Origin of the sequence: Streptomyces sp. NBC_00539 (genome assembly GCF_036346105.1) — a bacterium.
Classification (GTDB): domain Bacteria; phylum Actinomycetota; class Actinomycetes; order Streptomycetales; family Streptomycetaceae; genus Streptomyces.
On the sequence record NZ_CP107811.1, the window covers coordinates 2,548,439 to 2,571,710 of the forward strand.

Sequence of the window (23,272 nt, forward strand, 5' to 3'; positions counted from 1 at the left end):
ATCCTACAATGGACATTGTCTAAGTCAAGCAGTCATCTAACTCCGCACGGGTTCGGGAGTTACACCGAATCAGCCGCACTGTTAGGCTTGGACTCATGAGTGACCTGCTGGAACGACTTCGCGGACGCGGATGGCGCATGACCGCACAGCGGCGCGTCGTGGCCGAGGTGCTCGACGGTGACCACGTTCACCTGACGGCCGACGAGGTGCACGCGCGCGCGGTGGCCAAGCTGCCGGAGATCTCCCGGGCAACGGTGTACAACACCCTGGGCGAGCTGGTCAGCCTCGGCGAGGTGCTGGAGGTGTCCACGGACCGCCGCGCCAAGCGGTACGACCCGAACGCCCACCGCGCGCACCAGCACCTGGTGTGCGCCCAGTGCGGCGCGATCCGCGACGTCCACCCCTCGGGGGACCCGCTGGCCGACCTGCCGGATGCGGAGCGGTTCGGCTTCGTGGTCTCGGCGGTCGAGGTGACGTACCGGGGTGTGTGCCCGAACTGCGCGGGCGCGTAGCCGTACACGGAAGAAGGACCCGGAACCAGTCGGTTCCGGGCCCTTCCGCTTTCCGCTTCGCTTCCGTATTCGCTTCGCTTCCGTTTCCGGTCGCGAAATGACCGAAGGCCCGGATCCATGGGATCCGGGCCTTCGGTTTCAGTAGCGGGGACAGGATTTGAACCTGCGACCTCTGGGTTATGAGCCCAGCGAGCTACCGAGCTGCTCCACCCCGCGTCGGTAAACACGACTTTACGTGACGCACCCCGGCAGATGCAAATCGCTTAACGATCGACCGGCTCGGCCCCGCGGGGGCACCTGCGGCGCCCCCGCACGCCCCCGCCGAAACCCCCGCGCACCCTCGCCAGGGCTACGCCGAGAGCTCCTCCGCCAGCGCGTCCCGCAGCCGCCCCGCCCGCTCGGAGACCTCTGCCGGCCCCAGCTCCATGGCCCGCACGCACCACTTCTGCCCCTCGTTGAGGTCCCCCTGCCGCGCCGCCAGCAGTGCCAGCCGCAGCGCCGCCCGCCCGTGGCCGGCCACCGCCGCCCGCGTCCACCACAGCGCCGCCTCCGGTTCGTTCCCCTCCCGGGCCAGCAGGAGCCCCAGGTTGAACGCCCCGTTGCGCGAGCCGGCCTCCGCCGCCTCCCGGTACCACCGCGCGGCCGCCGCCAGGTCACCCCGCGCCGCCGCCAGCATCCCGACCCTGACCTGGGCACGCCGGTGGCCCTGCTCGGCCGCGCGCTCGTACCACTCCTCGCTCTCGGTCCGCGCCGCCCCGCCGACCGGCTCGCCCAGCGCCACCGGCTCCGGCGGCGGGGCCAGCGACTCCAGCAGCGCGGCCAGCCTGAACGCCGCCTCCGCGCTGCCGCCGCCCGCCGCGCAGCGCAGGTGCCGTTCCGCCGCCCGCTCCTCGCCGTCCCGCACCAAGGCGATGCCGACCTGGAGCGCCGCGTCGGTGTGGCCCGCCGACGCGGCCCGCTCGTACCACTTGAGCGCCGTGCGGTCCTCGTCCCGGCTGGCGAACAGGATCCCGAGGTTGAAGGCGGCGTCCACGCTGCCCGCCTCGGCCGCCTTGGAGAACCACGGCTCGGCCCCTTCCGCGTCCCCGCCCTGGAGCAGGAGGATCGCCAGGGCGTTGGCCGCCTCGCGGTGGCCCGCGTAGGCCGCCCGGCGGTACCACTGCTCGGCCTGCGCCGTCCGCTCCTGCGCGGCGCACAGCAGGGCGAGGTTGTACGCCCCGTTGTGGTCGCCCGCGTCCGTGGCGACCCGGTACCACTTCTCGGCCGTCTGGGTCTCGCCCCGCGCCGCGTGCAGGGCGCCCAGGGCGTTGGCCGCGTTGCCGTCGCCGTCCTCGGCGGCCCGCCGCCACCAGGTGGCCGCGCTCTCCTCGTCCCCGGCGTCGCGCAGCAGGAAGCCGAGGGCGCACGCGGCCCGCGCCTCCCCCTGCTTCGCCGAGGTCAGGTACCAGCGCCCCGCCTCCTTGAGCTCCCCGCGGGCCTCCAGCAGCGCGCCCAGGTGCAGCGCGGCGCGGCGGTGCCCGCGCGCGGCGGCCTGCCGGTACCACTGCTCGGCCTCGACGGGGTCGCCCTTCCTCAGGTGCCGGGCCAGCCGGTACGCGGCTTCGCGGTGCCCCTGTTCGGCCGCGGCGCGGAACCACCGCTCGACACCCTTGTCCCCCCGGTGTTCCAGCAGGTCGGCCAGCCCGTAGGCACCCAGGGCGTGACCGGACTCCGCCGCCTGGCGCATCCAGTACTCGGCCGCGGGTTCGTCGCCGCGCTCGCGGTAGTGCCGGCCCAGGGCGTGCGCGGCGGGCGCGGAACCGGCGACGGCGGCGACCCGCCACCAGCCGGCCGCCTCGTCGGGGTAGCCGCGCTGGTGCAGCAGCACCCCGAGGTTGTTGGCGGCGGCGCGGTCCCCCTCGGCGGTGGCCCCCCGCAGGTACGGCTCGGCCCCGGCCAGGTCGCCCCGGCGCAGCAGCAACGCCCCGAGCACGCTCATGGCGCCCGGGTCCCCCTTGTCGGCGGCCACGCGGTGCCGGGCCTCCAGCTCCGCGTCACTGGCCACGTCGGCTTCGACGAACGCTTCGTCCGCGAAATCCGCATCGGTCAATGCGGTCTGCGCGTTAACGGTCTGAGCCCCCTTTTCGGCTTCCCTGCCCGACTCGACCCCCGACCTCACAAACCGCCCTGTCTCCAGCAGAGTTGACCTGTCCCCCATAAATCCCATCGTCGCATCACCTGCTACCCGCGTACACCTGGTATGTCGCAGCCAGTGAGGTCACTACAGCGTTTTGTCGACATGCCCACAGAGAGACAAGTCAAACACGCTCCCACCCCAACTCACCCGCCCCAGTGACCCCGTGTGCTGCCGGGTCGGTCCCCCCGGACACGACGAAGGCCCGGATCCCATGGATCCGGGCCTTCGTTTTCAGTAGCGGGGACAGGATTTGAACCTGCGACCTCTGGGTTATGAGCCCAGCGAGCTACCGAGCTGCTCCACCCCGCGTCGGTGAAACCACAGTATCACGACGCGGGGCCGGGCCATTACCCGGTGATCATCAGCTGCTCGGCTTGGGGGCCGTCAGCTTCGCCTCGGCTTCGACCGCACGCTGGAGCGCCGCCTTGATGTCGTCCTGCGCCTTGCCGAATGCCGTCCAGTCGCCCGCCTGGCGTGCCTTCTCCGCCGCCTCGATGGCCTTCTGCGCATCGGACAGGGCCGCCTTGACCGTCGGGTCCTGCGTACCCGGCGTGGTGGTGCCCTCGCCCGGCGGGGTCGTGGGGGTGGTCGGCGTCGTCGGCGCGCTCGGCGCCTCCGCCCCGAACACCACGTTCAGCGCCTTCTCCAGCGTGTCCTCGAAGGCCGTCTGGCCGCCGTACGTCACCAGCACCTTGCGCAGCGTCGGGTACTTGAGGCCGCCGCCCTTGACGTACACCGGCTCCACGTTCAGCACGCCGTCGTCCAGCGGCACCGTCAGCAGGTTTCCGTACTCCACCTGGGAGTCGCCCCGGCTCAGGATGTTGATCTCCTGGGCGATCTCCGGCTTGGAGTTGAACTTGCTCTGGACCTGCTTGGGTCCGTCGACCGGGGTACTGGTCGGCAGTTTCAGGATGCGGATCTTGCCGTAGTCCGGGGTGCCCGGATCGGCGTTGACCGCCATGAAGGCGCTCAGGTTGTCCCGGCCGTTCGGCGTGAACGTCGTCGTCAGCGAGAACGCCTGGTCCTTCTGTCCCGGCATCTTCATCGACAGGTAGTACGGCGGCACCGCGCTGCCCGTCTTGGTGGTCGGGTCGTCCGGAACGGCCCAGACCTCCGAGCCGCTGAGGAACGTCTGGGCGTCGGTGACGTGGTAGCGGGTGAGCAGTTCGCGCTGCACCTTGTAGAGGTCCTGCGGATAGCGCATGTGGTCGATGAGCGCCTTGGGGATCTCGCTCTTGGCCTTGACGGTGCCGGGGAACGCCTTCATCCAGGTCTTGAGGACCGGGTCCTGGGTGTCCCACTGGTACAACTTGATCGTTCCGTCGTAGGCGTCGACGGTGGCCTTCACCGAGTTCCGGATGTAGTTGACCCGGTTCTCCTGAGCGACGACGGCGCGCTGGCTGTTGGTGAGCGAGTCCGCCGTGGAGTCGCCGAGCGTGGTGCGCGAGGCGTACGGGTAGCCGTTCGTCGTCGTGTAGGCGTCCACGATCCACTGGATGCGGCCGTCGACCACGGCCGGGTAGGCCGCGCCGTCGATGGTCAGCCAGGGGGCCACGGCCTCGACGCGCTCCTTGGGCGTGCGGTTGTACAGGATCCGCGAACCGTCGCCGATGGCGCCGGAGTACAGGATCTGCGGTTCGCTGAACGCGAGGGCGTAGGCGGCCCGGTTGACCGGGTTGTCGAGGCTGACACCGCTCTTGCCGGTGTAGCTCGTCTCCTTCTCGCCCTTGTCGTCGGAGTAGTCGAGCTCCTTCTGCGGACCGCCGACGATCGAGTACTGCTTCGTCTGCTCGCCGTAGTAGATCTGCTGCTTGAAGGCGTTCCCGGTACCGAACTCTCCCTTGGAGGGCAGGTCGGACTGGATGAAGACCGGGTCGCCGTTCTTGGTGACCTCGGTGCCCTTGGCGGCGACCACGCCGTAGCCGTGCGTGTACCGGAAGTGGTCGTTGATCCAGTTGTTCTTCGGGATGCCCGCGAGGTTCAGCTCGCGCAGGCCGATGACGGTGTCCTGGCCCTTGTAGCGGTCGACGGCGAGCGTCGCGGGGAAGCCGTAGTAGCCCTTGACCTGCTGGAGCTGCTGGAAGGCCGGCGAGACGATGTTCGGGTCGAGCAGGCGGATGCTCGCCGTGGTGTCCGCGTTGGCCCGCAGCTTCGCCTGGTCCGTGTTGGACCCGGTTCCCGGGTAGTCCTTCACCTCGGCGTTGGCGATGCCGTACGCGTTCCGCGTCGCCTCGATGTTCTTCTCGACGTACGGCGACTCCTTGGCCTGCTCGTTCGGCTGGACCTGGAACTTCTGCACGATCGCCGGGTACAGCCCGCCGATGAGGATCGCCGAGAGGACCATCAGGCCGAAGCCGATGACCGGCAGCTGCCAGGTCCGGCGCCACAGCGTGGCGAAGAACAGCAGGGCGCAGATCGCGGCGATGGCGACGAGGATCGTCTTGGCCGGGAGGTAGGCGTTGGCGTCGACGTACCGCAGGCCGGTCCAGTTGTCGGCGGCCTTGAAGTCACTGGACTTCACCGCGAGGCCGTACCGGTCGAGCCAGTACGCGATCGCCTTGAAGGTCACGAACAGCCCGAGCAGCACCGACAGGTGGCCCGTGGCGGCGGCGGTGGCCCGGGCGCCGGGGCTGGTCACGCGCAGGCCGCCGTACAGGTAGTGAACGACGACGGCGGCGATCACCGACAGCACGACCGCCGCGAACCCGAAGCCCAGCAGGAAGCGGTACCAGGGCAGGTCGAAGGTGTAGAAGGACACGTCCAGACCGAACTGGGGGTCCTTCTGCCCGAAGGGCACCCCGTTCACATACATCAGCCAGGTCTTCCACTGGCCGGCCGCGGACGCCCCCGCGATCAGCCCGACGATCGCGGCGATGCCCAGGAGCAGCCACTTCTTGTACGGCGCGACGCTCATCCGGTAGCGGTCGAGGCTCTGCTGCTCCATCGACATCGCGCTGAGCGGCGGCCTCAGCCGGTGCGCCAGCCAGATGTTGAACCCGACGGCTCCCGCCATCAGCAGTCCGAACACCGCGAAGAGGCCGGTCTTGGTCCACAGGGTGGTGGTGAACACACTGGAGAAGGCGACGGAGCGGAACCAGAGCCAGTCGGTCCAAAAGCCCGCGAACATGATGAACGCCATGGCCAGCACGGCCAGAACGCCCAGAGTCATCAGAAGAGTGCGGGCACGCCGGGAGGGGCGGCCGACTCTCATCCGTGGCCCGGAGGGGCCTGCGCCGCGGTCCGGCATCTGGAAAGCCAAGGTGCGCACCTCTGAAAGTCGCTGGGGCTGGTCATCGACGGGCCCCCGATCGTAGAGCCCACTCATGCAACTTACTGAGGCTTTGGTCAGTTCCCGCTATCCGGTCCGAAGGAGGCAGGATGTTGTCCATGTCCAACCTTTCGCCTTCCGGCACTCCCATGGCGGCCGGCCCGCTGACCCGCGCCTGCCTCGAAATCGACGAGTACGCGGCCGGCCTCGGCTGGGACCGGCCGGCCCGGCTGTTCGCCCTCGTCGACACCGCCCGCCTGCGCAGGCAGGAGCCCCGGCTGGCCGGCCAGCTCGGTCTCGACCAGGACGACACCGGCAAGTCCTCCCTGACCCCGATCGAGCAGGAGGAGGTGCCCGCCGACACCCCGCTCGACAAGTTCCTGGGCACCATCGCCTGGCCCGACGCGGTCGTGGGCTGCGCGCTGACCGTGGAGCGGCTGATGCTGCCGCCGTCCGCGGAGGCCTCCGTACCGGAGGGGCTGAGCGACAAGCAGCTCGCGAAGTGGGTCGCCTCGCACCCCGAGCGGCAGGAGGTCCGCCTCACGGTGGCGGTGCTGCGGGACGGGTCGCGCGAGTCGGCGGTCCGGCTGCGGGAGAAGGACTCGTCGAGCGAGGTACTCACCGGCGAGGGGCTGGTGCCCGGGCTGGCGGAGGCGCTGGCGGCGACCTTCGCGTAGCCGCGCGGGCCGGGGGGCCTGGGGGCCGGTCAGTGCGTGGTGCAGCCGGGCAGCCCGGCCGTGTCCCCCTTGCCGATCTTCTCCAGTGCCTGTTCGGCGTCGCCGATGGTGGAGACCTTGACCAGGGTCAGGCCGTCGGGGACGTGCGCGGCGGCGGAGGCGCAGTTCTCGGCGGGCGTGAGGAAGTACCGGGCGCCCGCCTTGCGGGCCCCGATGGTCTTCATCTGGATGCCGCCGATCGGGCCCACCTTGCCCGCGTCGTCGATGGTGCCGGTGCCCGCGATGAACTTCCCGCCGGTCAGGTCGGCGGGGGTGAGCTTGTCGACGATGCCGAGCGCGAACATCAGGCCGGCGCTGGGGCCGCCGACGTCGGCGAGCTTGATGTCGATGGGGAACGGGAAGGTGTGGTCGACGCCGGCGCGGATGCCGACGATGGCGTGACCGTCGTCCTGCGCCTTCCCGGCGACGATCGTGACCTTGGCCGTGGTGGCGGGCTCGCGGCCCGCCTTCTCGGCCTCGGCCGCGTCGGCGGCGGGAACGATGGTGAACTCGACCGGCTCCCCGGGCTTGTGCTTGGTCACGAGCTTGGCCACGTCGCCCGGTTCCGTCACCGGGGCGCCGTCCACGGACTTGATCACGTCACCGGCGTGCAGCTTGCCCTCGGAGGGGCTGCCCTTGACCACGGTGGAGACGACGACACGGACCGGGACCTCGATGCCCAGCTGCTTGAGGGCCGCCACCTTCGCGCTCTCCTGCGACTGGCTGAACTCCTCGGCGTTCTCCTGCGTGGACTGCTTGTCCGTCTTGCCGTCCGGATAGAGGTTCTCGTGCGGCACGACGATGTTGTCCCCGGCCAGCCAGCCGTACACCGCTTCCAGCAGGTTCATGTCGTAGTCCGCCCCGGTGACGCGGACCGTCGTCATGTTGAGGTGCCCGGTGGTGGGGTAGGTCTTGTGCCCCGAGATGTTCAGGACGGGCTCGCCGTGCGATTCGCCGAGCGTGTTCACGGTGGGGCCGGGGCTCATCTCGGAGTACGGGACCTTGAGGAAAACCCCTGCGCAGAGCAGTGCGAACAGCATGAGGGTGGAAGCGAGCATCGTCGCAGTGCGGCGTGGCATGGACCGACAGTACGGGACGCCTTGGACGGGCTGCCCGTGGGGCCGGTCCGTACGTGGTTCGTCCGCGGACTTCTCAGGGGATTCTCAGGCGGACCTCGCGGGACGCGTCAGACGGCGTCGGAACCGGAGTGCGCCTTCTCCCTCTTTTCGGTGCCGCTCGTGGTGGTGCGGATCGTTGCGGGACGGGTCTGCTCGACCTGGTCCATGGCCTCACGGAAACGTGCGTAGCCGGTGAGCTCGGATATGTCGCCGGTCGTGCGGTCGCGCGCCGCCCAGCTCCCCCATATCGCCGCTCCGATGGCGGCGAACAGCGGAATCAGCAACCACGCCAGTGACGCCATGGACGTGCCTCCCTGCCCCGAAAGTACGTGTCGTTGGTGGCTTCAACGCTCGTGCCCGGAAAGGGGTTACGCAAATCGAGGGCGTGTTGCGCGGCCGAACGGGTGTGAGGCTACCCCCTTACGGGGGCTGTACCGGAGCCGGGGGTTCAGCAGGCCCCGACCCACTCCTCCGTGCCGTCGGCGAAGGTCTGGTGCTTCCAGATGGGGACCTCGTGCTTGAGGTCGTCGATCAGCATCCGGCAGGCCTCGAAGGCCTCCCCGCGGTGCGGGCAGGACACGGCCACGACCACCGCCAGGTCGCCCACCGACAGGTCGCCGACGCGGTGCACGGCGGCGAGGGCACGGACCGGGTACTTCTCCACGACGTGCTCGGCGATCCGGCGCATCTCGGCCTCGGCCGTGGGGTGGCAGGAGTAGCCGAGGGAGTCGACGTCGGCGCCGCCGTCGTGGTTGCGCACCGTACCGACGAAGAGGGTCGTGCCGCCCGTCGCGTCGTCGCCGACCGCCTCGAAGACCTCGTCGATCGAGAGCGGGGTCTCGCGGATCGCGAGCAGCCGGATCGGATCCTGGGCGGCCTGCTCGCCGGGGTGGTCGAAGTGCGGTGCCATACAGCCCATCGTGCCCTAGCGGGGGCCTCGGCGAAATAGCCGATTCACCCGGCCCTCGGCGGCCGCCTTGGGAGCCTCCTACAGGAAGCCGTGGTGGCGGCCGCCCGGCGAGGTGGCCGTCCGGGCCCGGGGACACCGGAACGCCGGGACGCCGGAGCGCCGGGACGCCGGAGCGCCGGGGCGGGCCGCGGTGCGGGGCCGGCCGGCCCGCTCGGATACCGCGGCGCTCGCGGGCCCGGGGCGCCCGGCCGGCTCAGATACCGCGGCGCTCGCGGGCCCGGGGCGCCCGGCCGGCTCAGATACCGCGGCGCTTGCGGGCCCGGCGCACCGCGGCGGCGGCGCCCAGCAGGGCGACCGTCGCGCCCGCCGCACCGGCGGCCGTGGCGGCGTCCTTGCGGCCCAGGCGGCGGCCCGCGACCGTGTGGCGGCCCGCGACCTCCTGGAGCAGCTCGGCGAGCACCTCCTCGTTGGTCCAGCGCGGCCGCCACCCCGCGGCGTGCAGCGCGCTCACGCTGACCACCCACGGGTGCATCGTGTAGGCGAGGTCGCCCGCCGGGGACGGGGTCAGGCCGATCCGGTGCAGCCGGGCCGCGGCCCCCAGGGCGACGGCGGAGGGGAGCTCCATGCGGCGGATGCCGCTCAGCTGCTCGACCTCCTCCTGCTCCAGCCAGCCCTCGCAGCCGACGGCCAGCTCCCCGTCGACCTTCTCCAGGGCGGCGTACTCCAGGGCGCTGACCAGGTCCTCGACGTGACAGAACTGCCAGGTGGGCCGGGATCCCGCGACGACCAGCAGCCGGGGCGACTCGAAGTACCGGGTCAGGGCGGTGTCGGTACCGCCGACCAGCACCGCGGGGCGCACCACGGTGACGTTGAGCCCGGGGTGCGCGCGGGGGGCGCGCCGGCCCAGGCGCTCGATCTCCAGCAGGTCGCCGACGCCGGTGGCCTCGGCGGTGGCCCGCAGCTCGGAGTCCTCCGCGAGCGGGATGTCGTTGTCGGGCAGCGCCCCGTAGACCATCGCGGAGGTGCAGAGCACGACGCGGTGCACCCCGGCCGCCGCCGCGGCGGTCAGCACGGTCTGGGTGCCGCGCACGTTGTACGCCGTGCGGGCCGCCGGGTCCGTCTCCAGGTCCAGGTCCAGGGCGAGGTGGACGACCACGTCGGCGCCCCGGAGCTTCTCGGCGATCGCGGGGTCCCGGACGTCCAGGACGTGCCAGGTCGCCGCCGCGCACTCGCCGCGCCGCTCGTCGATCGCCACGACTTGCTTGACCTCGTCAGATGCGGCGAGGCGGCCCACCAGCGCCGCGCCGACCCCCGACGCGGCGCCGGTCACCGCGATCACGGGCCCGCGGACCGCCGGGTTTCGCGGCGGGCGAACGCCGCTTTCACCGGGCTCCACGTCGTCCTCGGCGGGCGCCGCGGGGTCGGGCTCGTGCGAGCTGTCTTTGTCCAAAGCGTACGGATCTCGGGAACTCACCGGGCGTCTCCAGCGGTTGTCTTCAGTGGGGACGCGCCGTGACGCGTACCCACCAGGTGATGTCCATCCTGCCGCAGCCCAGGACCCGACGGAGCACCGAGCCCGGAAGCGGGCCGGGTGTCTACGCTGGGTGGTGTTGTCGGACCATCGCCCGTCGGCACCCGCCGACGGCCCTACGAGCCGAGGAAACCCGTGAGCGACACCCCATTCGGATTCGGCCTTCCGCCGGAGGAGCCGGAGAACGGCGACGAGGGCAAGAAGAAGGGCAACGAGGGCGGTCGAGGCGGCCCGAATCCGTTCGGGTTCGGCACGGGCCTGCCGGGCGGCGCCGGGACCCCCGGCGGCGGCGCGGACAACCCGTTCGCCGCGATGTTCGGTGCCATGAACCCGAACGACCTCGGTGCGGCCTTCCAGCAGCTCGGCCAGATGCTGAGCTACGAGGGCGGTCCCGTGAACTGGGACATGGCCAAGGACATCGCCCGCCAGACCGTCGCCCAGGGCACGGCGGACGGCGTCAAGGACGCCAGCGTCGGCATCGCCGAGAAGTCGGCCGTCGAGGAGGCCGTGCGCCTGGCCGACCACTGGCTGGACGGGGCCACCTCGCTGCCCTCGGGCGCCACGACCGCCGTGGCGTGGAGCCGGGCCGAGTGGGTCGAGGCCACCCTTCCCGTGTGGAAGGAGCTCGTCGACCCGGTCGCCGAGCGCGTCGGCGTCGCCATGGGCAGCGTGCTGCCCGAGGAGATGCAGGCGATGGCGGGTCCGCTGCTGGGCATGATGCGCTCCATGGGCGGGGCGATGTTCGGCCAGCAGATCGGCCAGGCCGTGGGCGTGCTCGCGGGCGAGGTCGTCGGCTCGACCGACATCGGTCTGCCGCTGGGTCCGGCCGGCAAGGCCGCGCTGCTCCCCCTGAACATCCAGAGCTTCGGCAAGGACCTGGGCGTCCCCTCCGATGAGGTGCGGCTGTACTTGGCGCTGCGCGAGGCGGCGCACGCCCGTCTCTTCGCGCACGTGCCGTGGCTGCGCTCGCACCTGTTCGGCGCGGTCGAGGGCTACGCCCGCGGGATCAAGGTCGACACCTCGAAGCTGGAGGACGTGGTCGGCCAGATCGACCCGTCGAACCCGGAGCAGCTCCAGGAGGCCCTCCAGGGCGGCATGTTCCAGCCGCAGGACACCCCGGAGCAGAAGGCGGCGCTGGCCCGGCTGGAGACGGCGCTCGCGCTGGTCGAGGGCTGGGTCGACACAGTGGTGCACGAGGCGGCCAAGCCCCGGCTGGCCTCGGCGGACGCCATGCGCGAGACGATGCGCCGGCGGCGCGCCTCGGGCGGCCCCGCGGAGCAGACCTTCGCGACGCTGATCGGGCTGGAGCTGCGCCCGCGGCGGCTGCGCGACGCCTCGCGGCTGTGGGCCTCGCTCACCGACGCCCGCGGGATGGACGGCCGCGACGGGCTCTGGGAGCACCCGGACATGCTGCCCACCGCCTCCGACCTGGACGACCCGGACGGGTTCGTGCACCGGGAGCAGCTGGACTTCTCCGAGATCGACAAGATGCTCGGCGAGGCCGCCGAGAAGCGCGGGCAGGGCGCCCCGGGTGACCAGGGTGCGCGGGGCGAAACCGACGGCTCCGACGGCTCTGACCGCTCCGACGGCGAGGGCGAAGAGAAGAAGTGAGCCTCTACGACGACGCGGTCCTCGTCCTCAAGGGGTACGAGGACCAGCCCGAGCTGCGCGACCTGTACCTGGAGCACCTCGCGGCGCATCCCGACGGGGTCTACAAGCCCTGCCGGGCCGGGCACCTCACCGGCAGCGCGCTGGTGATCGACCCGGCGCGCGGGCGGGTGCTGCTGACCCTGCACAAGAAGCTCGGCATGTGGCTGCAGATGGGCGGCCACTGCGAGCCGGGCGACGCGACCCTCGCGGATGCGGCGCTGCGCGAGGCGCGCGAGGAGTCGGGGATCCCGGCGGGGCTGACGCTGCTGGCGGGCGGACCCGTACGACTGGACCGGCACCCGATCCCGGAGCCGTGCAACTGGCACCTGGACGTGCAGTACGCGGCGCTGGCCCCGGCCGACGCGGTGGCGGCGATCAGCGAGGAGTCGCTGGACCTGCGCTGGTTCCCGTACGACCAGGTGGCGGCGGTGGCCGACGCCTCGGTGGTGCGGCTGGTGGAGGCCACGCGGGCGCGCCTGTGACGATGTGACGCGCGTGCAGGAAGGGGCGGTCCTGCGGGACCGCCCCTTCCGCATGGCCTGCCGTCCGGCCGGATCAGTTCCAGGCGTTGTTCTGGTTCTGGGCGTGGGCGCCGTGCTGGCCCATGCCGTACTGGGCCGCCAGGCCCTGCCCGAGCTGGGCGTTCTGCGGCGGCAGCAGCTCGCTGGGCTGCACCAGCGCGAAGCCGGTGCCGAGGAAGCTGAGCTCCCAGCCCTCGCCGGTGTTGCCGCGCCGCCGCCAGACACCGGTGGAGTGCGTCTGGGCCTGCATCTGCACGCGCAGCGACGTGGACCAGGCGACGATGGCATCCGCGTCGGCGTTGACGTACTTGTCGGGCGTGACCTGCATCATCAGCGGCTGTCCGGAGGTCATGAGGGCGACCTTGCCGCGGCCGGTGATGTTGAGCTGGTACTTGCCCGAGCCCGAGATCCCGTACTGGCTGTCCACCGCGACGGCTTCGGTGTGCAGGGTGGAGTCCAGGGCCAGCACGTAGCTGCTGTCCACGGTCAGCCCGTCCTGGTCGACGTCCACGACGTGGACGTACTGGGCGAGGTTGGCCAGGTAGACCGTGCCCTGCCCCGAGCAGCGCATGAGGTCCAGGCCCTCGCCGGTGCGGGCGCGGGCCGTGCGCTGGGTGGTGCTCTGGTACTCGCCGTCGAAGTCGATGATCCCCTGGTAGGCGACCATCGCTCCCTTGCGGGCGAGCACGTCGTCGGAGCCGCTCAGGCAGACCCGCAGCAGCTGCGGGTTCTGGACGGCGTACCGGTCCTGGGACTGCGCCTCGGCGTGGGCGAAAAGTGAACTCTGCATGATGTGTCCGCTCCCCCTCAGCCCCGGGCCCGGAGCCGGTCGGTGCTGTCCTCGCTGGGCTGTACGACGACGATGCCCTGCCCTGAGAAGGCCATCTGGTAGGCCTCCCCGCTGCCCCGGCCGATCATCGACGAGGCCTTGAAGCTGCGCTTGCCCTTGACCTTGAGGTTGGGGGACCAGGCGACGAGCGCGTCCGGGTCGACGTACGTCTCGTCCTCCCCGCGGCCGCAGTCGACCACGACCGGCGTGCCGCGCGAGGTGATGGCGACCCAGCCGGTGCCGGAGATCTGTACGTTGAACAGGCCCTGACCGGCGAATTTGGCCATGCCCTTGACCCGCTCGACGCCCCACTGGAGCTGGGCGTCGAAGGCCAGCAGGTTGGTGCCGTTCACGGAGAGGGCGTCGTTGTTGAGGTTGATGACGACGACGTCCGCGCCGTAGTCGGCGAGGTAGAGCAGGCCGTCGCCGGTGCACTTCATCAGCGGGGCGCCTTCGCCGGTGAGCCACTGCGAGGCCATCTGGCGCACGGCGGGCGGGTTGGGCTCGTACTGCACGAAGCCCTCGTAGGCGACCATCGAGCCGGTGCGCGCGAAGAGGTCGTGGCCGCTTTGCATGGCGACCTTGAGCATGGCCGGGCCGTGGTTCTCCATGCGGGCCGTGACGGGGGTCGGGGCGTAGCCCGCGAGCTGCTGGTTCATTGCGTTCATGGCATTCATGTGGGGCTCCCTCAGACCTCGTACGGCTGGACGACGATGAAGTTGCCGGGGGCGCCGCGGAACTGGAGGTTCACGGTCTCCCCGCTGTGGCCGGGGTAGGCGTTGCGGCGCAGCCGGACCTGGCTGGAAATGATCACCTGCGAGGCGGCGGACCAGGCGACGATGGCGTTGCTGTCGGCGAAGGTGGTCGGGGTGACGGGCAGGACGACCGGGGTGCCGTGCGTCTTGACGACCACCGTGCCGGTGCCTTGGAACAGCATGGTGAACAGGGCGCCGCCCGGGATTCCGTGGCCCTCGATCCGGCGGACCTCGTGCTGGAGGGACTCGTCGAAGGCGAGGACGCTCTCGGCGGAGACGCAGATGCCGTCGCCCTGGAGCTCGATGGCGTGCAGGTGGGCGCCGTTCTCGGCGAGGAAGACCTGGCCGCGGCCGGTGCAGCGCATGAGCTGCATCTCCTGGCCGGTGGCATTGCCGACGATGCGGCCGGCGAAACCGGCGCCCTTGTAGCTGAAATCGACCTTGCCCTGGTAGAGGACCATGCTGCCCTGCCGGGCGAGGACGGGCTGGCCGCCGCCCGAGGCGAGGTCGACCCGCATCAGCTGGTGGTTCTGCGCGGTCCAGCGGGCCCCGGTGGGGGCCTCCTTGTACCGGCTGAGCGCGGCGGTGAGTCCCGGGGCGGCTGCCGCGGCGGCCGGCTGGGGGTAGCCGGGCTGCTGGCCGTAGGGGACGGGCTGGCCGTACGGGGCCTGCTGGGGGTGGCCCGGCTGCCGGCCGTAGGGGGCCGGCTGGCCGTGCGGCGCGGGGACGGGGCCGGGCGGGGGCACCTGGCCGCCGTACGAGGGCTGCTGGTTCGGGACGTGGCCGTACGAGGGCGGCCCCGGCGGCTGCGGCGCGTGCGGCGGCTGGCCGTAGGGGGTCGTCGGGGGCGCGGGCACCAGGGGGCCGACCATGGTGGGGGCCGAGTGCACCGGCTGGTGCGGGGCGGGTGCGGGGACGGGGGCGCCGAAGGACGGCTGCGGGGGCGCGGGCGGGGCCTGGAGTGCGGGCGCGCCGAACGCGGGGGCCGGGGCCTGCGGGGGCGCGCCGAACGCGGGGGCCGGGGCCTGCGGGGGCGGGGCGAAGCCGGGCGCCGCGGCCTGGGGCTGCTGCGGCTGCGGGGCGGACTGGGCCTCGGGCTGGGGTTCGTCCTCGGCCACCTCGCCGCCGAAGTTCTCGAGCAGGGCGGCGAGTCCGCCGTCGAAGCCCTGGCCGACGGCGGCGAAGCGCCACACGTCCTTGAGGTAGAGGTCACCGATCATCAGCGCGCGCTCGGTGCTGAACTCCGCGCCCGTGAACGAGTACCGGACGACTTCCTCGCCGCCCGCCACGACCCGGATGTAGCCGGGACCGATCTGAGACATCTGTCCGGCGCCGTCGATGGAGGCGGCGAAGGACAGCCTGTGGATGTGGGCGGGCACGCGGTCGAGCGTCACCCGGAAGGACTCGGTGTCGCCGGCCTGGGCGCCGAGCTGCTGGATGGACTCCTCGGGCGACTTCGGCTGGTTGTAGAAGACGAAGTACCGGTCGTCCGAAAGCTGCTCCTCGGCGTCGAGGCCGAAGCAGCTGATGTCGATGGAGAGGCCCGCACCGGCGATCTGCACGCCCACGTACAGATCGGTGCCCGCCGTCAGATCACTGATCTTGGCCTTGTGGCCGCGTTGGAATTCCCTGGCCATGCGTACGACCGTCCCCCATCCCGACTGTGAATGCGTGCACCCGGTCCCGAATGCGTGCCGCTCAGGCTAACGGCTGGGGCGGACATCCGGCCAAGTCGGTACCGAGCCGGTACACATCGCGCCGGCACCGCCCCTGAGGGGGCGCGGCGGGATCCTCGGGCGGGCTCATTCCTCGCGGGCGGCGGGGACCGCGGGGGCGGCCGGGGCGGCGGGGAGGCGTTCCGCCGCGACGACCCCTTCCAGATATCCGCGGGCGCGTTCGGTCTTCGGGTACGCCTCCAGCAACTGCCAGAAACGGGCGCCGTGTCCGGGTACCAGGAGGTGCGCGAGCTCGTGCAGCAGTACGTAGTCGACGACGTACTCGGGCATGCCCTGGAGGCGGTGCGAGAGCCGGATGCTGCCCTCGGCGGGGGTGCAGGAGCCCCAGCGGGTGTTCTGGTTGGTGACCCAGCGCACCGAGCGGGGGCGGGCGCGGGAGTCGAAGTACTGCTCGGACAAATGCTCGGCACGTGCGGTGAGTTCCGTGTCGCCGAGGGTGCGCTTGCTCTCCTGGGCGGCGAGTTTGTCGAGCATCACGCCCACCCAGCGCTTCTCCTCCGCCTCGGACATGCGGGCGGGGATGAGGACGACCGTCCGCTCGCCTTCGCGGTAGGCGGACACGGTCCTGCGGCGGCGCGCGCTCCGGCGTACTTCGACGGCGCGCTGCGAAGGGTCGGCTGACACGCATCGACGGTACCCGCTCGTCGGGGCGGCCGTACCGTCCGTCCGGGGTTCGAACAAGATCGATTCGCCGGGCGCCCGGTAAGTCCTCTTTCTGTATCTCATATGCCTAATACCCCTCGCCTGTGGACAAGTTTCCGCACGCGTTTCGAGGGACGGGCACTGTGGCGGAAGACGCGAAGGGGTCGCGGAGGAAGAACCGGACGGGAAGCGGGGGGACTGTCATGTATCCGAAGGTGAAGCCGGCGCTGGCGCGGGCCTGGCGGGATCTGCTCACCGTGCAATGCGGGGTGACTCCCGCCCACGCCGTGGCGCTGGGCCCGGTGGACACGGCGACCGCATCGCTGATCGACCGGATCGACGGGACGCGGGGCATGGAGCTGCTGCGGGAGGAGGCCGGGAGGATCGGACTGCCGCGGGGCCAGGCGGACGAACTGGTCCGGCGCCTGGCGGGGGCCGGGCTGCTCGATGACGCCACCGCGGGCGGGCCCCGGGCGCAGGCGGTCCGCAAGCGGCCGGAGACGCTGGAGCGGCTCGGGCCGGATCTGGCGTCGCTGTCCCTGGTACACCGGGAGCCCGGCGGGGAGTTACGGGCGGTCGCTGCCCGGCGGGCGATACGGGTACAGGTGCGCGGGAGCGGCCGGGTGGGCGGGGTGATCGCCGCCGTCCTGGCGGGAGCCGGGGTGGGGCGGGTCGAGGTGCTCGACGGGGGGCGGGTGCAGCCGGGTGATGTGGCGCCGGGCGGGCTGGGTCCGGCCAGCGTGGGGCGGCTGCGGGCCGAAGCCGCGGCGGCGGTGGTCCGGGAGGCGGCGCCCGGGAGGGCACCACGGTCCGGGGAGGGCGGCGGGCCCGAACCGGGGCTGGCCCTGGTGGTGGTCGCGCCCCGGGACGGGCTCCAGGCGTGGGCCCCCGATCCCGAAGCGGCCGCCGACTGGGTCGCGGCCGGCATCCCGCACCTGTACGCGGGGGTGCTGGAGGGCACGGGGGTGGTCGGACCGCTGGTGCTGCCGGGGGCCTCGGCCTGCGCGGGGTGCATGGAGCGGGAGCGCATCGGGCGGGATCCGGCCTGGCCGCGGATGCTGGTCCAGTGGCGGTCGGCGCACCGTCGCAGGGCCGTCGCCGCCTGCGACCTGGGCCTGGCCACGGCGGTGGCCGGTCTCGCCGCCGCGCACGCCCTGTCGTTCCTCGACGGCCGGCTGCCCGCTTCGACGGCCGCCCGCTGGGAGGTGACCCTGCCGGGCTTGCACTGGGAGCGCTGCGAGGTCCTTCCCCATCCGGACTGCCCTTGCGCGGCCGGGGCGGTGGGCCCCGGCGGCACCGGGAGTGGTCCAGCGGTACTGGACGGGCGGGAGGCAGGATCGGGCTGACTCGCGTACAGAGGGCCATGACAGGATGCGTTGACCGAGGGCCAGAGGGGACACCCCCCGAACCGCCGCTGGCGGCGCAGCTGTCTGGGAACTGGAGGGGCGCATGTCTGATCTTCCCCGGAAGGCGGTCACCCGCACCGTCAAGCTGGCCGCGTTGCCGTTGGGCATGGCCGGCCGGGCCACGTGGGGCCTGGGCAAGCTGATCGGCGGCAAGTCCGCGGAGATCGTCGCCCGCGAGCTGCAACAGCGCACCGCCGACCAGCTGTTCCGCACCCTCGGGGAACTGAAAGGCGGCGCCATGAAGTTCGGGCAGGCGCTGTCGGTCTTCGAGTCGGCCCTGCCCGAGGAGGTCGCCGGACCGTACCGGGCGGCGCTGACCAAACTCCAGGAGGCGGCCCCGCCGCTGCCCGTGGCGACGGTGCACCAGGTGCTGGCGGAGCGGCTGGGTGAGGACTGGCGGGAGCTGTTCGAGGAGTTCGACGACAAGCCGGCCGCGGCGGCTTCGATCGGGCAGGTGCACCGGGCGGTGTGGCACGACGGCCGGCAGGTGGCGGTCAAGGTCCAGTACCCGGGGGCCGGGGAGGCGCTGCTCTCCGACCTCAAGCAGCTGGGCCGGTTCGCCGGGCTGCTGGGGCCGCTGGTCCCGGGCATGGACATCAAGCCGCTGATCACCGAACTGCGTGACCGGGTGGCGGAGGAGCTGGACTACGAGCTGGAGGCCGAGGCACAGCGGACGCACGCCGAGGCGTTCGAGGGCGACGAGGACGTGCTGGTACCGGCCGTCGTGCACCAGGGTGAGCAGGTCCTGGTGAGCGAGTGGATGGAAGGGACCCCGCTGTCGGAGGTGATAGCCGACGGCACCCAGGAGGAGCGCGACCGTGCGGGGCAGTTGCTGGCCCGGTTCCTCTTCTCGGGGCCCGCGCGCACCGGACTCCTGCACGCCGATCCGCACCCGGGGAACTTCCGGCTGATCAAGGCCCCCGACGGCACGGCCCGGCTGGGGGTGCTGGACTTCGGCACGGTCGACCGGCTGCCGGGAGGCTGGCCCGAGCCCATCGGCCGGTCGCTGCGGATGACGCTGGACGGTGACGCCCAGGGAGTGTACGGGCACCTGTGCGCGGAGGGCTTCGTGAAGAAGTCCATAGAGCTCGACCCGGCCGAGGTGCTGGACTACCTCAAGCCGATCATCGAGCCCGCGGAGGCGGAGGAGTTCACCTTCACCCGCCCGTGGCTGCGCGGCCAGGCTGCCCGGATCGCCGATCCCCGCTCCCCCGCCCACCAGTTGGGCCGGCAGATCAACCTGCCGCCCTCGTACCTGCTGATCCACCGGGTGACGCTGAGCACCATCGGCGTGCTGTGCCAGCTCGGCGCGACGGTGCGCCTGCGCGACGAACTGGATTCCTGGCTCCCCGGGTTCCTCCCCGAGGGCCAGGGCCAGGGCTAGCCGGGGCGGGGCCGGCTGGGCGGGGTCACCACCAGGAGGAGTCGAGGCGGCCCTCGATCGCCCTGAGGTTGGCGCGCGCGCAGGCGACGCAGAAGTACTGACGGGTCCCGTTCTCCACCGAGCAGGTCCAGGTGGGCGGGGCGCCGTCGGGGGACAGGGTGCCGCAGCGCGCACACACGACGGGCTGGGCCTTGGGCCCCGGCTGGGTGGGGCGGGGAGTCGGCTGGTCCACCTCCCGACGATATCCCCGTAGGGCGGCCGGGGCGCGTCCGCAACGCCCCGGGGGGACCGGTCCGTGCGGACCGGTCCCCCCGGGGGTGCCTGTGGGGCTGTCAGTGCATGACGGCCATGGCCAGCGCGCGCCGGGCGCGCATGGAGACGCGCTCGGCTCGACGCTGCATGCGCCGGGCGGAGACCAGGCGCAGGGCGTGACGCTCGGCGTCGGCCTCACGCATGCGGTCGTCCATATGGGCACGAGCCATGGCTTCTGGGATGAGTTGCATTTCGCGGGTCCTGTTCTGACGCGAGGTGATCGCGCCGGCGGTGATGAAGTCTGCGGTGGCGGAGCCGTGCGGCTGCTCGCTCGTGGTGGCGAAGGGGGACATGGGGGCCTGCTTCAAGGGGTCGTGCGTCAGGGGGCGGTCGATGGTTCCGATGGCGGTCATGCCGCGACAACCGGGTTCTTGCGCGGACGGCCACGGGGCCGCTTCCGGGCGACGACCACGCCCTGGACGAAGAGCTCTCCGCCCCAGACACCCCAGGGCTCGCGGCGCTCCTTCGCCCCGGCGAGGCAGGCCTCGACCAGCGGGCAGGTGCCGCAGAGGGACTTGGCGTACTCGACGTCGGCCGGGGACTCGGCGAAGAAGACCTCGGGGTCGAAGGTGCGGCAGGGGACGGGTACGCCGAGGTTCTCGATGGCGTCGTCGAGCGCGGTCAGCGCGGTGAGGGGAGTCAAGGTGGAGTCCTCCGGGACTGCGGGCGGGGAGATCGTTTGGGTCTGCGGTACGGACGGGGCGTGCGCTTCGAGTTGCACGGTGGTTTCTTCCTCGTCTTTGTTGACTAGTCGTTCCGGCCGGGTTCGGCCGGGGTCGGCTGGTACCTGTTCTTGCCAGTCCCGAGGCCCCTTCGCTCTGTCGTCCCCGTTCGGGGACAAACAGAAGGGCCGCGGATCCCGGGTGGGGTTCCGCGGCCCTGAAGGCGCCGGCCTGATCTTGAGATCAGACTGGATCACTCCAGGGTTCGAGCCCACGGAAGGCCCACATCAGGTGGTGCTGCTGCTTCGTCTGCGTCGTCTTGGATCCGGCACCGGCTGCGGCCGCGAAGCCATAGGCGCCATGCGCCTGGGCTTCCGCAGCCTGTACTGCCACCGGTGCCTGGGTCGGTCGCTCATTCCGGTCGCTGACGAGCAGCGCGCAGGGCGCGGCCGTCAGGACAGGGCTGTCCGCGGAAATCCGGGACGGACCGGTCGCGAGGATCGGGAGGAGCGAGGAGGAGCCGAGCGTGCAGGAAGCGGCGACCGAGCGATCGGTCATTTTGGTGAAGGTCATGAAGCTGGTCACTGGTCTCGCCTCCTCTCGGCGTCTCGGGGACCCGGCCCGAGGGCCTGTCCCATGCGTATTCGGATAAGTACAGCCAAGTACAGCACGGATCAGGGGCTTCGGAGAAGCCACCGTTTCCGTTGCTAAGAACCTATGGGGATCCGCTGGGCATGTGCAAACTATTTTTCCGACGAGTTTCTACGCGTCGTCAGAATCCTCGCCCTCCGGCTCCTGGCCTGCGCAGATGGCCAGCACGTCGGCTCCGTACCGCTCGAGCTTGCGGCCGCCCACTCCGGAGATCATCGAGAGCTCGCCCTCCTCGGACGGCCCGGCCTCCGCGATCGCCATCAGCGTCTTGTCGGTGAAGACGCAGTAGGCCGGCAGGCCCTGCTCCTTCGCCTGGGCCGCACGCCACTCCCGCAGCCGCTCGTACAGGCCCTCGTCCATGTCGGACGGGCAGTCCTCGCAGCGCATCAGTTTGAGCTCGCCCGCCTCGGTGAGGGTCTTGCCGCAGACCCGGCACAGCACCGGGCCGCGGCGGCCGCGTTTGCGGGCCGCCCGCTCGCCCGCGGCGCCCGCCTTGGCTCCGGGGGCCGGCGAGCCGGGCCGCAGGCCGTTCAGGAACCGGCTGGGGCGCCGGGAGGCCCGCCCGCCGGGCGCGCGGGACAGGCCCCAGGAGAGCGTCAGGTGCAGCCGCGCCCGGGTGACGCCGACGTACAGCAGCCGGCGTTCCTCCTCGACCTGCTCATCGGTCTTGGCGTAGGTGATCGGCATCATGCCGTCGGTGAGGCCCACGAGGAACACCGCGTCCCACTCCAGGCCCTTCGCGGCGTGCAGCGAGGCGAGGGTGACGCCCTGCACGGTCGGCGCGTGCTGGGCGGCCTTGCGTTCCTCCAGCTCGACGGTGAGCTCGGCCAGGGTGGCGCCGGGGCGGCTGCGGGCGAAGTCCTCGGCGAGACGGACCAGCGCGGCCACCGATTCCCACTGGTCGCGGACGGCTCCGGAGCCGGCGGGCGGCTCGCTGGTCCAGCCGGTGGAGCTGAGCACCGCACGGACCTGGGAGCCCAGCTCCACGACGTCTTCGAGCAGCGGGTCGTTGCCACCGGAGCGGGCGGCGCCGCGCAGCGCGAGGATCGCCTTCTGGACCTCGGCCCGCTCGAAGAAGCGTTCGGCGCCGCGCAGCTGGTAGGGCACCCCGGCGTCGGCGAGGGCCTGCTCGTAGACCTCGGACTGGGCGTTGATGCGGTAGAGGACCGCGATCTCGCCGGCCGGGACCCCGGCGGCGATCAGGTCACGGATGCGGGCGGCGACGCCCTCGGCCTCGGCGGGCTCGTCGGGGTACTCGGCGTAGACCGGGTCGGGGCCGGGCTCGCGCTGGGAGACCAGCTCCAGCCGGTGTTCGGCGGCCCGGCCCTTGGCCTGGTTCAGCAGGCCGTTGGCGAGGTGGACCACCTGGGGGGTCGAGCGGTAGTCGCGGATCAGCTTGACCAGGGTGGCCTGCGGGTACTTGGCGCGGAAGTTCAGCAGGTGGTCGGGGGTGGCGCCGGTGAAGGAGTAGATGGTCTGGCTGGCGTCGCCGACGACGCAGAGGCTGTCGCGGTCGCCGAGCCACAGGTCCAGCAGGCGCTGCTGGAGCGGGCTGACGTCCTGGTACTCGTCCACCACGAAGTGCTGGTACTGGGCGCGGATCTGCGCGGCGATGTCGTGGCGGTCCTGGAGGATGCCGACGGTGAGGAGCAGCACGTCCTCGAAGTCGATCATGTTCCGGTCGCGCTTGAGCTGCTCGTAGGTGCCGTAGATCTGGGCGATCTCCGCCATGTCCCGGGGCGCCTCGCGGCCCGCCTTGAGGGCGGCCGCCGGGTAGTCGGCGGGGACGGTCTGGGTGACCTTGGCCCACTCGATCTCGCCGGTGACGTCGCGCAGCTCGCCCCGGTCGAGGCGGATGCGGCAGCGCGACCCCGCCTCGGCCACGAACTGGATCTTGCGCTCCAGCAGCCGGGGCACCTCCCCGCCGATGGCCCGGGGCCAGAAGTACTGGAGCTGGCGCAGGGCGGCGGCATGGAAGGTCCGGGCCTGTACCCCGCCCGCGCCCAGGGTGCGCAGCCGGCCGCGCATCTCGCCGGCCGCGCGGTTGGTGAAGGTGACGGCCAGCACGCTGGCGGGCATGAGCTGCCCCGAGGCGACACCGTAGGCGATGCGGTGGGTGATGGCGCGGGTCTTGCCCGTACCGGCTCCGGCGAGCACGCACACCGGCCCGCGCAGGGTCGTCGCGACCTCGCGCTGCTCCGGGTCGAGGCCCTGGAGCACCGCGTCGGCCGAGTCGGCGCCGGACGGGAAGGATGAGGAGTGCGTTGCTGATGTCACCCCGCCATGCTGCCAGGTCCGGTGTGCCGGGCGGGAACGTTGTCCACAGGCCGCCGGTATCCGTCGTACTTATCCGAAGCCCTACCCGCCGCCCCGCCCGCGGTCCCGCCCACGGCCCCACCTGCGCCTCCACCCCGGCTTCGCCCCGGCTCCGTCCGCAGCGGGCGCAGCGGCCGGGGCGGGCGCAGCGGCCGGGGCGGGCGGGGCGCTCGTCCG

At 71.9% G+C, this 23,272-nt stretch carries 21 protein-coding genes and 2 tRNA genes; 6 read left to right on the forward strand and 17 right to left on the reverse strand.

Going from position 1 to position 23,272, the window contains the following annotated elements; genetic code table 11:
- The first annotated feature begins 95 nt into the window (after positions 1-95).
- Positions 96-512: a Fur family transcriptional regulator gene (locus OG861_RS11035; RefSeq protein WP_329198116.1), complete on the forward strand. Its 417-nt coding sequence runs from the start codon at positions 96-98 to the stop codon at positions 510-512.
- 142 nt (positions 513-654) lie between these two features.
- Here OG861_RS11035 and OG861_RS11040 read toward each other — a convergent pair.
- From OG861_RS11040 to OG861_RS11055, 4 genes are all read right to left on the reverse strand, one after another.
- A tRNA-Met gene (locus tag OG861_RS11040) sits at positions 655-728 on the reverse strand.
- A 133-nt stretch (positions 729-861) separates the two neighbouring features.
- Positions 862-2,709 (reverse strand): tetratricopeptide repeat protein, encoded by a 1,848-nt coding sequence (locus tag OG861_RS11045; RefSeq protein ID WP_443056601.1) that lies wholly within the window; start codon positions 2,707-2,709, stop codon positions 862-864.
- Positions 2,710-2,923: 214 nt separating this feature from the next.
- A tRNA-Met gene (locus OG861_RS11050) sits at positions 2,924-2,997 on the reverse strand.
- A 52-nt stretch (positions 2,998-3,049) separates the two neighbouring features.
- Positions 3,050-5,935: a UPF0182 family membrane protein gene (locus OG861_RS11055; RefSeq protein ID WP_329202438.1), complete on the reverse strand. Its 2,886-nt coding sequence runs from the start codon at positions 5,933-5,935 to the stop codon at positions 3,050-3,052.
- A 131-nt stretch (positions 5,936-6,066) separates the two neighbouring features.
- On the opposite strand from OG861_RS11055, the gene OG861_RS11060 reads away from it, so the two are divergent.
- Positions 6,067-6,633 carry a PPA1309 family protein gene (locus OG861_RS11060; protein ID WP_329198112.1) on the forward strand — a complete coding sequence of 189 codons (567 nt, stop codon included), beginning with the start codon at positions 6,067-6,069 and terminating at the stop codon, positions 6,631-6,633.
- A 29-nt stretch (positions 6,634-6,662) separates the two neighbouring features.
- Here OG861_RS11060 and OG861_RS11065 read toward each other — a convergent pair whose 3' ends face one another.
- From OG861_RS11065 to OG861_RS11080, 4 genes are all read right to left on the reverse strand, one after another.
- On the reverse strand, positions 6,663-7,751 hold the full coding sequence (locus OG861_RS11065) for a YlbL family protein (RefSeq protein WP_329198110.1): 1,089 nt from the start codon (positions 7,749-7,751) through the stop codon (positions 6,663-6,665).
- A 107-nt stretch (positions 7,752-7,858) separates the two neighbouring features.
- A complete protein-coding gene (locus OG861_RS11070) occupies positions 7,859-8,092 on the reverse strand; it encodes a hypothetical protein (RefSeq protein ID WP_329198108.1) in 234 nt (77 codons plus the stop codon).
- A gap of 146 nt (positions 8,093-8,238) precedes the next feature.
- Positions 8,239-8,700, reverse strand: coding sequence for a molybdenum cofactor biosynthesis protein MoaE (locus OG861_RS11075; protein ID WP_329198106.1), 462 nt, complete (start codon positions 8,698-8,700; stop codon positions 8,239-8,241).
- Between the two features lie 295 nt (positions 8,701-8,995).
- Positions 8,996-10,096, reverse strand: coding sequence for an SDR family oxidoreductase (locus OG861_RS11080; RefSeq protein WP_329202437.1), 1,101 nt, complete (start codon positions 10,094-10,096; stop codon positions 8,996-8,998).
- A gap of 270 nt (positions 10,097-10,366) precedes the next feature.
- On the opposite strand from OG861_RS11080, the gene OG861_RS11085 reads away from it, so the two are divergent.
- Both OG861_RS11085 and OG861_RS11090 read left to right on the forward strand, forming a co-directional pair.
- Positions 10,367-11,842, forward strand: a complete 1,476-nt coding sequence (locus tag OG861_RS11085) for a zinc-dependent metalloprotease (RefSeq protein ID WP_329198104.1) — start codon at positions 10,367-10,369, stop codon at positions 11,840-11,842.
- Complete coding sequence (locus OG861_RS11090) at positions 11,839-12,363, forward strand: NUDIX hydrolase (protein ID WP_329198102.1); 525 nt, start codon at positions 11,839-11,841, stop codon at positions 12,361-12,363. The genes OG861_RS11085 and OG861_RS11090 overlap by 4 nt, the downstream gene beginning before the upstream one ends.
- A gap of 73 nt (positions 12,364-12,436) precedes the next feature.
- On the opposite strand, the gene OG861_RS11095 is transcribed toward OG861_RS11090, so the two are convergent.
- The 4 genes from OG861_RS11095 to OG861_RS11110 form a co-directional block, all read right to left on the reverse strand.
- Positions 12,437-13,192, reverse strand: coding sequence for an AIM24 family protein (locus OG861_RS11095; protein ID WP_329198100.1), 756 nt, complete (start codon positions 13,190-13,192; stop codon positions 12,437-12,439).
- Between the two features lie 17 nt (positions 13,193-13,209).
- The gene (locus OG861_RS11100; RefSeq protein WP_329202435.1) at positions 13,210-13,890 is read right to left on the reverse strand and encodes an AIM24 family protein; all 681 of its coding nucleotides are present in this window, start codon (positions 13,888-13,890) and stop codon (positions 13,210-13,212) included.
- 29 nt (positions 13,891-13,919) lie between these two features.
- Entirely contained in the window at positions 13,920-15,623 is a 1,704-nt protein-coding gene (locus tag OG861_RS11105) for a TerD family protein (RefSeq protein WP_329198098.1), read from the reverse strand.
- 165 nt (positions 15,624-15,788) lie between these two features.
- Positions 15,789-16,346: a M48 metallopeptidase family protein gene (locus OG861_RS11110; RefSeq protein ID WP_329198096.1), complete on the reverse strand. Its 558-nt coding sequence runs from the start codon at positions 16,344-16,346 to the stop codon at positions 15,789-15,791.
- Between the two features lie 221 nt (positions 16,347-16,567).
- Here OG861_RS11110 and OG861_RS11115 point away from each other — a divergent pair, with 221 nt between their 5' ends.
- The gene (locus OG861_RS11115; protein ID WP_329198094.1) at positions 16,568-17,710 is read left to right on the forward strand and encodes a ThiF family adenylyltransferase; all 1,143 of its coding nucleotides are present in this window, start codon (positions 16,568-16,570) and stop codon (positions 17,708-17,710) included.
- Positions 17,711-17,813: 103 nt separating this feature from the next.
- Entirely contained in the window at positions 17,814-19,154 is a 1,341-nt protein-coding gene (locus OG861_RS11120) for an ABC1 kinase family protein (protein ID WP_329198092.1), read from the forward strand.
- A 25-nt stretch (positions 19,155-19,179) separates the two neighbouring features.
- Here the strand turns inward: OG861_RS11120 and OG861_RS11125 are convergent, their stop codons facing one another.
- The 5 genes from OG861_RS11125 to OG861_RS11145 form a co-directional block, all read right to left on the reverse strand.
- Positions 19,180-19,386 carry a hypothetical protein gene (locus OG861_RS11125; protein ID WP_329198090.1) on the reverse strand — a complete coding sequence of 69 codons (207 nt, stop codon included), beginning with the start codon at positions 19,384-19,386 and terminating at the stop codon, positions 19,180-19,182.
- 100 nt (positions 19,387-19,486) lie between these two features.
- Positions 19,487-19,819, reverse strand: coding sequence for a hypothetical protein (locus OG861_RS11130; protein WP_329198087.1), 333 nt, complete (start codon positions 19,817-19,819; stop codon positions 19,487-19,489).
- Positions 19,816-20,187: a WhiB family transcriptional regulator gene (locus OG861_RS11135; protein WP_053676354.1), complete on the reverse strand. Its 372-nt coding sequence runs from the start codon at positions 20,185-20,187 to the stop codon at positions 19,816-19,818. The genes OG861_RS11130 and OG861_RS11135 overlap by 4 nt, the downstream gene beginning before the upstream one ends.
- Before the next feature lie 184 nt (positions 20,188-20,371).
- Entirely contained in the window at positions 20,372-20,713 is a 342-nt protein-coding gene (locus OG861_RS11140) for a hypothetical protein (protein WP_329198085.1), read from the reverse strand.
- Positions 20,714-20,890: 177 nt separating this feature from the next.
- On the reverse strand, positions 20,891-23,056 hold the full coding sequence (locus OG861_RS11145; protein ID WP_329198084.1) for an ATP-dependent DNA helicase UvrD2: 2,166 nt from the start codon (positions 23,054-23,056) through the stop codon (positions 20,891-20,893).
- Positions 23,057-23,272 lie beyond the last annotated feature (216 nt).